General features: G+C 60.7%; 10 protein-coding genes and 1 pseudogene. 8 read left to right on the forward strand and 3 right to left on the reverse strand.

Going from position 1 to position 10,480, the window contains the following annotated elements; all coding sequences use genetic code 11:
• On the forward strand, window positions 1-413 hold a 413-nt coding region (locus AAC126_RS19855; protein ID WP_339856713.1), incomplete at its 5' end, for an amidohydrolase family protein.
• Here the strand turns inward: AAC126_RS19855 and AAC126_RS19860 are convergent.
• The 3 genes from AAC126_RS19860 to AAC126_RS19870 form a co-directional block, all read right to left on the reverse strand.
• The gene (locus AAC126_RS19860) at window positions 392-1,231 is read right to left on the reverse strand and encodes a hypothetical protein (RefSeq protein WP_339856715.1); all 840 of its coding nucleotides are present in this window, start codon (window positions 1,229-1,231) and stop codon (window positions 392-394) included. The two genes, AAC126_RS19855 and AAC126_RS19860, sit on opposite strands and share 22 nt — an antisense overlap.
• A gap of 317 nt (window positions 1,232-1,548) precedes the next feature.
• A complete protein-coding gene (locus tag AAC126_RS19865; RefSeq protein WP_339856717.1) occupies window positions 1,549-3,210 on the reverse strand; it encodes a thiamine pyrophosphate-binding protein in 1,662 nt (553 codons plus the stop codon).
• 234 nt (window positions 3,211-3,444) lie between these two features.
• Window positions 3,445-4,131: a fumarylacetoacetate hydrolase family protein gene (locus AAC126_RS19870; RefSeq protein WP_339856720.1), complete on the reverse strand. Its 687-nt coding sequence runs from the start codon at window positions 4,129-4,131 to the stop codon at window positions 3,445-3,447.
• 167 nt (window positions 4,132-4,298) lie between these two features.
• Here AAC126_RS19870 and AAC126_RS19875 point away from each other — a divergent pair, with 167 nt between their 5' ends.
• The 7 genes and pseudogenes from AAC126_RS19875 to AAC126_RS19905 form a co-directional block, all read left to right on the forward strand.
• The gene (locus tag AAC126_RS19875) at window positions 4,299-4,988 is read left to right on the forward strand and encodes an FCD domain-containing protein (RefSeq protein ID WP_339856723.1); all 690 of its coding nucleotides are present in this window, start codon (window positions 4,299-4,301) and stop codon (window positions 4,986-4,988) included.
• A 108-nt stretch (window positions 4,989-5,096) separates the two neighbouring features.
• Window positions 5,097-6,071 (forward strand): ABC transporter substrate-binding protein, encoded by a 975-nt coding sequence (locus AAC126_RS19880; protein ID WP_339856726.1) that lies wholly within the window; start codon window positions 5,097-5,099, stop codon window positions 6,069-6,071.
• Window positions 6,072-6,141: 70 nt separating this feature from the next.
• Window positions 6,142-6,906 (forward strand): ABC transporter permease, encoded by a 765-nt coding sequence (locus AAC126_RS19885; RefSeq protein ID WP_339856728.1) that lies wholly within the window; start codon window positions 6,142-6,144, stop codon window positions 6,904-6,906.
• On the forward strand, window positions 6,893-7,693 hold the full coding sequence (locus AAC126_RS19890) for an ABC transporter ATP-binding protein (RefSeq protein WP_339856733.1): 801 nt from the start codon (window positions 6,893-6,895) through the stop codon (window positions 7,691-7,693). The genes AAC126_RS19885 and AAC126_RS19890 overlap by 14 nt, the downstream gene beginning before the upstream one ends.
• 38 nt (window positions 7,694-7,731) lie before the next feature.
• Window positions 7,732-8,454, forward strand: a complete 723-nt coding sequence (locus AAC126_RS19895; RefSeq protein ID WP_339856736.1) for an ABC transporter permease subunit — start codon at window positions 7,732-7,734, stop codon at window positions 8,452-8,454.
• A gap of 208 nt (window positions 8,455-8,662) precedes the next feature.
• Window positions 8,663-10,063 (forward strand): FAD-dependent tricarballylate dehydrogenase TcuA, encoded by a 1,401-nt coding sequence (gene tcuA, locus AAC126_RS19900; protein WP_339856740.1) that lies wholly within the window; start codon window positions 8,663-8,665, stop codon window positions 10,061-10,063.
• A pseudogene (locus AAC126_RS19905) lies at window positions 10,053-10,480 on the forward strand (signal transduction protein); the annotation flags it as partial. The gene tcuA and the pseudogene AAC126_RS19905, both read left to right, overlap by 11 nt.

Consider the following 10,480-nt stretch of genomic DNA (forward strand, 5'->3'; position numbering starts at 1 on the left):
ATGACGAGGCGGGGCTGAAGGAAGCGGGTGTGCGGCGGGCCATCGCCACGGATGTCGGCGGCGGCACGAACTATTCCATGCTGCGGACACTCGATGAAGGCTACAAGGCGCTGCAATTGCGCGGGCAGAATATCGACCCGTTGCGCAGCTTCTACTGGGCCAGCCTCGGCAATGCCCGGGCGCTCACGCTGGAAGACCGGATCGGCACGCTGGAGCCGGGCACGGACGCCGATATCACAGTGCTGAACAGCCGCGCGACGGACGTGATGGCGTTGCGTATGGAAACGGTGAAAAGTCTGCAGGAAGAGTTATTTGTCCTGCAGACTCTCGGAGACGATCGTGCTGTCGCGGAGACCTATATCGCTGGCCGTCCGGCAAAACAGGGGCCGGATCAGGCTTTCTCGGCCAGATAGGCTTTCAGAATGTCCAGCTGGCGCAGGCTGGTCAGATCCTTGCTGGCATCGACTTTCCAGAATTGGGTCGCCCAGTTCTTCCCGGAATATTCGGCGATATGGATTGTGTAGAGCTTGAGCTTCTCACCGACCTTGAGTGGAATCCGGTGAAGGAGTAACGCGCAGTTCGGCGATTTCGGCTCCTTTGCATCGGCGGACCAGCTCATGCGCGGAAGCGGTGGCGCATAACCGGTCTCGATAAGGCCGGACGTTGTGTGATTCGCCATGAACATTTCCGTCTCCGCGCGAGAAACATACGCGTGATGACGAACGCTCCATTTGTCCTCCACCAGAGTGTCCAGGATGTGCGCTGTATCGGTGCCGTTCATGGCATGAAGCAGACGCGTGACCGGATCGGAGGAGTTGTCTGGTGAAGGGTGCAGATGGAAAATACGCGGCAAGCAGGCATTGCAGTCGCGCTCGAACATGCTGACCCAGTCATCGGGCAGGGACGAGGCGATGCGCCGCGCAAGCTTCAACGAGGGTGTCCAGCCGGGCTCCATGATGCGATGGACCTGGCTCGGGGAGGTTCCCGTGGTCAGGGCAAGTTTATAGGGCGAGAGGCCATTCTCGACGATCCATCGCCGGGCCATCTCGGTGATTTTGAATATCTCGAATTCGATGGTGTTGAGCGCTTGCGAGGTTGGTGTCTTGTTGGCTGGCAGCAGGCGTTGTTCGTCAAGGTGAAAGGGACCTTCTGCCCAGTCTTTCAGGGCAGTGGTCAGGGTGTCGAAACCTTGGCCTGACGAAACTCTGGGTTCCTGACGAGAATCCGTCAATCGCTCGTCCGGCCTATCGCCGGAGCTTGGTTCTGCAGGCGTAGTCTCTGTACGCAAACAGGAATCTGAATCGTGCAACGATCCCTTGCTCATCACTTATCCCCATTCTGGCTTTGTGCAGTGACGCGCCTATGTTCGTGCTCTTCTGAGCACGGCAGTCGAATTTACTACCTTTAAGGTAAATGCATTTTAACTGAGACTGCCGGGGAGAGCAATCAAAGCCGCCCAAAATCCGTAGAAATTAGGCACTTAAATCAAGGAAATAAGAATTTACCTGTAAAATCAATATATCTTGGAGGGGCGGGTGTCGTAACCTGCTAGGTGCGGGGGTGGGCTCTCTGCATCACGGGAGAGAGTATCTGGTCCGAGATGTGAAAATCCCAGACGGCGCTGCGGTCCGATGCGCTGAATCTTTTGACCAGATCGGGCAGTTGGGAGAGATCGCTGACGGTCTCGCCGTCCAGCCCGAAGCCTTTTGCGATCCCCGCCAGATCCGGCCGGCCAAAGACCGCTCCGGCATCCGACAGACCTTCCGAGCGTAATTTGTGGATCTCGGAGCCATAGGCGCCGTCGTTCAGCACGCAGATCAGCACCTTCATGCCGTGTCTGCGGATGGTTTCCAGCTCCTGGATATGCATCAGCAGACTGCCGTCGCCATCGAACATCACGACGGTCTCGTCAGGCTTGGCCGCGGCGACGCCGATGGCGAAGGAGATGCCGTTTCCGATCGCGCCGAACTCGCGGATGGTGTGGAAGCGTTCGACCGGCCGTTGCGGCATCTGGGCGAAGAAATAGGAACAATGGCCGGAAGAGTTCACGGCTTCCCAGTCCAGTGGCAGGGCATCGTCCAGGGACGAGGCCACGTCGCGCGGGTCGAGCAGACCCTGCTCGGCCTGGAAGTCGGAGCTGTCCGGCGGTGTGTCCTTGATGCGTTTGGCAAGGGCGGCGCTGCGCCAGTTACCTGCATCTTCCGCGCGCGGCTCCAGCGCATCGGCCAGTGCCCTGACGGCGAGGGCGGCGTCACCGCGCAGATATGTGTCCGCCGGCACCCGGCCCTGGCTGAGGGCGATGGGATTGGTGTCGATCTGCAGGACATGCGCGTGACCGTAGAGCTTGCCGCCATCGGCATTGTGGTGCGCCAGGCTGGCGCCGACCGCAATGATCAGATCGGCTTCTGCAAAGCATTCCCGCGTGAAGTCGCTCGAAAACCCTCCGGCGATACTGAGATTGAACGGGTCGTCGTGGAATAGGCCGCGCGCCGGCAGGGTGGTGGCAAGCAGGCCCCCGCATTTCTCGGCGAGAGCCCGGCAGGCCTCTCCCGCCCCAGCCGAGCGGACGGCGCCGAGCCCGGCCATGATGATCGGCTTCCTGGCGCCGGCGATCAATGTTGCCGCTTCCGCAACATCGTCGGGATGCGGCGGCATCGGACGCATTTTCGGCAGGATGTCGCGGGAAGGGGCAGGCAGCTCGCTTGCGCCGGCCCAGTCCCTGTTCTGCAGATCGAACGGCACGCCAAGTACCACCGGGCGCATTTCTTCCCGGGCCTGCACGAAGGCGTCCCGGACCTGACGCAGCATGCGGTCCGGGTGATGCAGCGCATGATAGGCAGCCCCGCAGGCGGTGACAAAGGGGGCCTGATCCAGCTCCTGATTGTACCAGTTGTTGCGCAAGGGGGACTCGCCGGCGAAGACCACCAGCGGGATATGCGCCCGCACGGCGGCGGGCAGGGCGGTCATGATCTGCGTCAGGCCCGGCCCGCAAGTGACCGTGGCGACCCCGACCTTGTCCAGCGCGCGGGCATAGGACATGGCCGCCGCGACCGCGCAATGCTCGTGCCGGACATAGACGAAATCCGCCCCCAGCTCGGCAAAATACGTGGCCCAGTTCATGTTCGCATCGCCGAGCAGGGCAAAGCAGGTATCCACCTCTTCCTGATGGAAGGCTTCCGCCAGGATCTGGTAGGTTTTTTTAGCGGTCATCTTGGTGTTTCCCCCGGGCCGGCATGATGCTGTGCCAAGTGTCGCGCTGTTGGATCGCCGCGCATCTCGGTCGTGTTGTTTGAATCTTATTGAATTGTATACAATTTCGTCAAGCAAACTACAGCAGGGACCTGCCACGCGCCGGGCGGAGATCGCATTATCGTGCTGGCTGGAATGCCGGAAGTTCGGGAAGAGCGGAGCCGTGTTTTGACACGGCTCCGTGATTGATTTTGGTTAGACGACCTTTACGGTCATGTTGCCGAGCCCGTCCACGCTGGCTTCCATCACGTCTCCTTTGGAAACCGGGCCAACGCCCGACGGTGTTCCGGACAGGATGACGTCTCCGGCGGCGAGCTCGAAGAAGCGCGACAGGTAGGAGATCATTTCGGGGACCTTCCAGATCATCTGGTTGAGGTCGCCTTCCTGGCGCAATTCTCCATTGATGCTCAATGCCACACGGCCCTGGTCGAGGTGCCCGACCTTCTCCACCGGATGCACCGGGCCAACCGGAGCGGAGCGTTCGAACGCCTTGCCGATTTCCCAGGGGCGGCCCATTTTCTTCTGCTCGCCCTGCAGGTCCCGGCGCGTCATGTCGAGGGACAGGCCGTAGCCATAGACATGATCAAGCGCGTCTTCGATGGCGATATCCGTGCCGCCTGATTTCAGCGCCACGAGCATTTCCATCTCGTGATGAACGTCGGACGATTCCGGCGGGTAGGGAAATTCGCCAGAGGGATCGAGATTGTCCGGGTTTTTCTGGAAGAAAAAGGGCGGCTCGCGGTCGGGGTCATGCCCCATCTCGACCGCGTGTGCCGCATAATTGCGGCCAATGCAATAAACGCGGCGCACGGGGAAAAGCGCGCTTGAGCCGGCGACCGGTATGGCGACCTGCCGGGGTGTTTCTATGACGTAATCGGGCACGCAAACCTCCGTTGTGCTGTCGGGATAAAGGCTGACTTAAGCTGGTCTCGGAGAAAAATCAATCTCAACCAATCTAAAAGTAAGGCCAATTTTCTTCCGTTTAATACAATGTTCTGCCATATTCGAACCAATATGCGTAAATTGGTCAACCAATTTGAGGTGTTGGCGTGCTGAAAAGAGTTGAGTCTCCTGAGCGGGAAAGCCCGGTATCGGCCCTGCGGAACTTTATCTCTGATGGCGGCTATGTCCCCGGTGACCGGCTCCCGGCCGAGCGCGAACTGATCGTGAGCCTCGATGTGAGTCGGGCGACTTTGCGCAAGGCCCTGGACGTGCTGGAACGTGACGGAACCATCTGGCGGCATGTCGGCAAGGGCACGTTCATCGCCAGTCAGGGTGGCCCGGGCGGCCCCGGCAGTCTTCTCGAACTCGGGCGTCAGATGACGCCGGTGAAGATGATCCGGGCGCGGCTTTGTATCGAGCCCGCGATTGCCCGCGAGGCGGCGATCAATGCGTCGCGAGAGTCGATCCTGATGATCAATACGGCAAAAGAGCGGGCGCGGCAGGCTTCAAACTGGGCTGACTATGAGGCGGAAGACGATCACCTGCATCGGGCCATCGTGGAATGTACGGATAACCCATTGCTGATCGGCATGTTTGATCAGCTCAATCAGGTGCGCCGGGCCGTGGCGCTCGGCAATGTCGTGCGCGGCTCGGAGCGTCCGCCTGAAAACCATTCCAGTTTCACGGAACATGAGCGGATTACCGCGGCCATAGAGTCGCGGGATCCATCTGGCGCGGAAGCGGCGATGCGGCAGCATATCGCCTCCGTTTCCGCGCGTCTTTTCGGGGAGGACTGACCGCTTAATTAAGAAGGTCTGTTTGCGGCAAAGAGGGGAAAACCCCCAGCCACGGGAACCGCGTCCGAAAGTGACTAAAGGCCCGAAAGTGAACAAAGGGAGGAAACAATGAATAAAATTCTGAAAGCGGCGATTGCGTTCTGCCTCGCCGTTCCGTTCATCACCATGATGACGGTCTCGTCTGCCCGGGCGGACAAGATCCGTATCGCCCTTGCCGAAACGCCCTCGGATGAGCTCGCGGCATTCTTCGTCGCCCTCGAGCGGGCCAAGGCAAACGGTCTCGACTACGAGTGGACAGCCTTCTCGGACGAGGAGCTGGCGATCCAGGCCGTTCTCAGCGGCCAGATGGATATCGGCTTCGGAACGCCCTACGCCGCCATGCAGCGCTCGCGGGCGCCGATCCGCATCGTCTTCCAGCTCTCCAAGCTGAAATTCTTCCCGGTCACCTCGAAGAAATACAGCACGCTTGAGGATCTGAATGGCGAGCCGATCATGCTGCACTCCCGTGGCGGCGGGACGGATTCGATTGCAAATGTCATCGAGGACAAGCTGGACATCAAATTCGGCAAGCGCTCCTACGTGCCCGGCTCGTCGAACCGGATTGCGGCGCTGATCGCCGGTCAGACGGATGCGACGATCGTCGATCTCTCGAACAAGAACAAGCTGATGAAACTGCAGGGCGACAAGTTCAACGTGCTGCCGATGTTCGAGGTCGACGCCAGTGACGAGGCCCTGTTCGGCAATCTCGACTGGATCAAGGCAAACGAGAAGGACGTCGATATCTTCGTGAAGGCGCTGCTCAGCGTCTGGCGGGACATGCACAAGGACCCGACCGTCATCAGCCGGGAAACCAATCCGGACGGGCCTATCGGACAGCTGCCGAAAGAGATTCTGGACAGTCTTGACGGATTCTACACGGATGCCGTGGCGGGTGGTCTTTACGACCCGAATGGCGGCGGCCGCAAAGCCGCACAGGCGGACATGGAATGGTACTCGGCTGCGGGGCAGCTGACCGGCGATCTCGCGTCATTGAAGATCGAGGACTTCTGGTACCTGAAGCCGCTCGACGACGCGTCAAACTAGCCTCTGCCTGCGGCCGCCGGGCAGTGATCCCGGTGGCCGCGCTTTTTGCTCAAATCACATGGAGCGGTCGATGACCGGCTATCGCTCACTCTATCTGAAAGTGCTGTCCGCCGTGCTTGTCTTCGGCGCCTGGGAAATCGCGGGCCGGATTCCGGTCAGTTATTCCTTTCCGACATTCCTCGACACCATGTCGGCGCTGGTTGCCCTGACACTCGACGGCAGCATGCTCCGCGCCTATGCGGAGACGCTTCAGCCGCTTGCTGTCGGGATTTCGATTTCCGCCGTGTTCGGTGTCGGGATCGGACTTTGGGTCGGGTTGAGCGCGCGCTTCGACTGGCTCTTCTCGCCGATCTTTATCGTCATGCAGGCGGCGCCACTGGCGGCGTTGATTCCTCTGCTCGTGATGGCCTACGGGGTTGGCCTGACCTCGAAAGTGTTCGTGGTCTGCATCATGGCAATGCCCGTGATCGTGCTGAATACAGGGGGTGCGGTCCGCAATACGCCGTCGTCCCTGCAGGAAATGGGACGCTCCTTCCTCGCCCGTGAAGACCAGATCCTCCTGAAGGTGATCATCCCGGCGGCATCGCCGGTCATCTTCTCGGGCCTGCGTCTCGGCATTTCGGCGGGTTTCATTGGCGCCATTCTGGCGGAGCTGAAGATCACGCCGACCGGGGTTGGCGACATCATCACCTACAGCCGCTCGATTGCCGATTATCCCAGCATGTATGCGGCCATCTTCTCGATCATCCTTTTCGCCGTGCTGTTCCTGAACCTGGTTGAACGGCTTGAAAACATACTCTTCAAAGGAAACGACCGTGGCTATGTCTCAGATTAGCGATAGGCCGGACACTCCCTCAGCTCCGGCACCGGAGAACGCGGTTACCGCGCGCAACATCTCGAAGAATTACGGTGACGTTGAGGCATTGCGCGATCTGTCGCTCGATTTTCCGCGTGGTCAGCTCACGTCCCTGCTTGGCCCGTCCGGCTGCGGCAAGACAACCCTGCTGAAGATCATCGCGGGACTCCTTGAGCCGTCGTCGGGCGAGATCCTTGTCAATGGCGAGCAGGTTGACGGACCCGGACCGGACCGGGCCTTCGTCTTTCAGGACTTCGCCCTTTTGCCCTGGGCCAGCGTGATCCGGAACGTTGCTTTCGGTCTGGAACTCAGAGGGGTTGCCAAGTCGGAACGGGAAGGGATTGCCGAACGCTATATTCGGGATGTCGGTCTTGCCGGTTTCGAGAACAGTTATCCGCATGAACTTTCTGGTGGCATGCGCCAGCGCGTGGGCCTTGCGCGGGCGCTCTCCGTCGATGCGCAGGTCCTGCTGATGGATGAGCCGTTTTCGGCCGTCGATGAGCAGACGAGGCGCAAGTTCCAGGAAGATCTGCTCAATCTGGTGGCGAACGAGAACAAGACCTTCATCTTCGTGACCCACTCGATCGAGGAGGCGGTCTATGTCTCCGACCAGATCGCGATCCTGCTGCCCCGTCCAAGCCGGGTGTCGGAAATCATCCGGCCATCCGGGATCCGCGGCAAGGGCGCCGACAGCATCCGGCGCGATCCGGAATATCTCGATATCGTCGACCGGATCTGGGCTTCCCTGCGCAGTTATGTGGAGTAAGGGCTGAGATGACACTTTTCGGCTATAGGCTTCCCGGCATGTCGTCTCTGATCCTCTGGGGATTGCTCTGGGAGATCGTCGGCAGGCTCGATGTGACCTTCTTCGTGCCGCCGCTTTCCGAGGTGGTGAGCACCCTGATTTCGGTCATCGGAACCCCGGCATTTCTGAAGGCTCTGTCCGAGACGGCCTATGCGTTCTTTGCCGGTGTTTTCTTTGCCGTTTTCATCGGGATTCCGACCGGCATCCTGATGGGCAAGAGCCGTCTGCTCGATGAACTCCTGCTGCCCTGGGTGAATATGTTCCTGAGCGCGCCCCTGACGGCATTGGTGCCGGTGCTGATGGTTCTTTTCGGCTTCGGCATGAAGGCGATCATCATCACCACCACGCTCTTCGCGATCTGGATCATCATTCTGAATTCCCGCGCCGGCGTGTTGCAGATCAACCGGTCCCTGGTGGAGATGGCCCGCTCTTTCGGGGCGTCGCCGCTGGACGCCTTTTTCAAGATCTATTTCTGGGCCGCCCTGCCGGAAATTCTGGGCGGCGTGCGGATCGGCGTGATCCGGGCGGTCAAGGGCGTGATCATCGGCCAGTTGCTGATCTCCATCGTCGGCTTTGGGGCGCTGTTCGAGCTTTATGCGAACAATTTCCTGATGGCGCATTTCTGGGCCGTCCTGATCGTGCTCTTCGCACTCGCCTTCACGATCTCGGAATGCCTCTCCTATCTTGAGCGACGGGTCTCCTATTACGCGGCGAAGCGCTGAGGGCGGCTGAACGGTTCCGGTTTCCGCGGCGCCGGCCGCGGCCTGGATGGCGGTAAACCGGGCGTGTTGATGGTGAGCACTCGGGCCGATTGACTGTACGAAAGAACATTGTATACAATCCTTCCAAGAAGGCCGCTGACCGGCATCGCTTGATGCTTGGCGAACGGCCCGCCGAAGGAGAGAAGCCCTGTCTGAAATTACCAATAAAGTGTGGGATGTCGTCGTTGTCGGCGGTGGAAACGCAGCCCTGTGCGCGGCCATCGAAGCGGCCGAAGCCGGTTGCCGGGTGATCATCCTGGAAGGCGCCCCGAAAACCTATCGCGGCGGCAATTCGCGCCACACACGGAATTTCCGCTGTATGCATCAAGGGCCGCTGTCGGTTCTGACGGATACTTATGCAGAAGATGAATATTTCGACGATCTGCTGAGGGTGACCAAGGGCAACACGGACGAGGGGCTGGCCCGGCTGGCAATCCGCACATCGGAGAAATGCCTGCCCTGGATGGAAGCCCATGGCGTCCGGTTCCAGCCGTCGCTATCCGGCACCCTGTCGCTGGGACGAACCAACGCGTTTTTCCTCGGCGGTGGCAAGGCTCTGGTGAATGCCTATTACAACACGGCGGCCGATCTCGGTGTCGAGGTGGTCTACGAGGCGCAGGTGAAACATGTCGAAATCCAGGACGGGCGGTTTCAGGCGGTCGAGGTGGAGATCGCGGGGGCCGTGCCCAGCCGGGTGGTCGGCCGCGCCATCGTGCTCGCCTCCGGGGGCTTCCAGGGCGATATCGACTGGCTGGCCCGTGCCTGGGGGCCGGCGGCCCGGAACTTCCTGATCCGGGGCACGCCGTATAACCGCGGCGTCGTGCTGAAGGACATGCTGGATCAGGGCGCGGACTCTGTCGGCGACCCGACCCAGTGTCACGCCGTCGCCATCGACGGGCGGGCACCGAAATTCGACGGCGGCATCGTCACCCGGCTCGATTGCGTGCCGTTCTCCGTTGTCGTGAACAAGAACGGCGAGCGTTTCTATGACGAGGGGGAGGATGTCTGGCCGAAGCGCTATGCCATCTGGGGCCGTCTTGTCGCCGCGCAGCCCGATCAGGTCGCCTATTCGATCATCGATAGCAAGAGCAGCACGCTCTTCATGCCTTCGGTCTTCCCGGCGGTGCAATCGGACACGCTGGAGGGGCTGGCGGAACAGATGGGCCTTCCTGCCGCCAAGCTGCGGGAGACGGTCGACGCTTTCAACGCGGCCTGCCGGGAAGGCGATTTCCATCCGACGGAGCTGGACGGACTGGCGACGGACGGTGTCGAGCCGCAGAAAACCAACTGGGCAAGACCGATCACGGAGCCGCCGTTCTACGGCTATTCGCTGCGTCCCGGCGTCACCTTCACCTATCTCGGCCTCAAGGTGGACGAGACGGCACGGGTGACCATGGCTGGAAAGAAACTCGAAAATGTCTGGGCGGCGGGGGAAATCATGGCCGGAAGCATTCTGGGCGAAGGCTATCTCGCCGGTTTCGGCATGACCATCGGGACCGTGTTCGGCCGGATCGCTGGGCAGGAAGCCGCCAGGGGCGCGGCCCGGGGAGTGAACAGCAATGCCGCTTGATCACGTGACACAGACGCCTGCCGAAAACTCCCTGATCGACGAGGCCCGCCGCCAGATCGAGATCTGTAATGCCTGCCGTTATTGCGAGGGCTATTGCTCGGTCTTCCCCGCGATCACCCGGCAGCGGGCCTTTGCCGATGGAGACATCACGCAGCTCGCCAATCTCTGCCACAATTGCCGGGGCTGCTATTACGCCTGCCAATATACCGAGCCGCATGAATTCGCGATTAACTTGCCGAAAGCTCTGGCCGAGGCGCGAGCCGATAGCTGGGAACGGTTTGCCTGGCCGGGCTTCCTGGCGGGGCCGTTCCATCGCAGTGGCGTTGCCATAGCGGCGGCGCTTATCGTTGGATTGGCGGCACTGTTCTGGGCGGCGCAGGCACTGAAGCCCGCCGGTGGGGAAGGCTTCTACGCCGT

It is taken from the genome of uncultured Nisaea sp. (genome assembly GCF_963974195.1).
In the GTDB taxonomy this organism is placed as follows: Bacteria; Pseudomonadota; Alphaproteobacteria; order Thalassobaculales; family Thalassobaculaceae; genus Nisaea.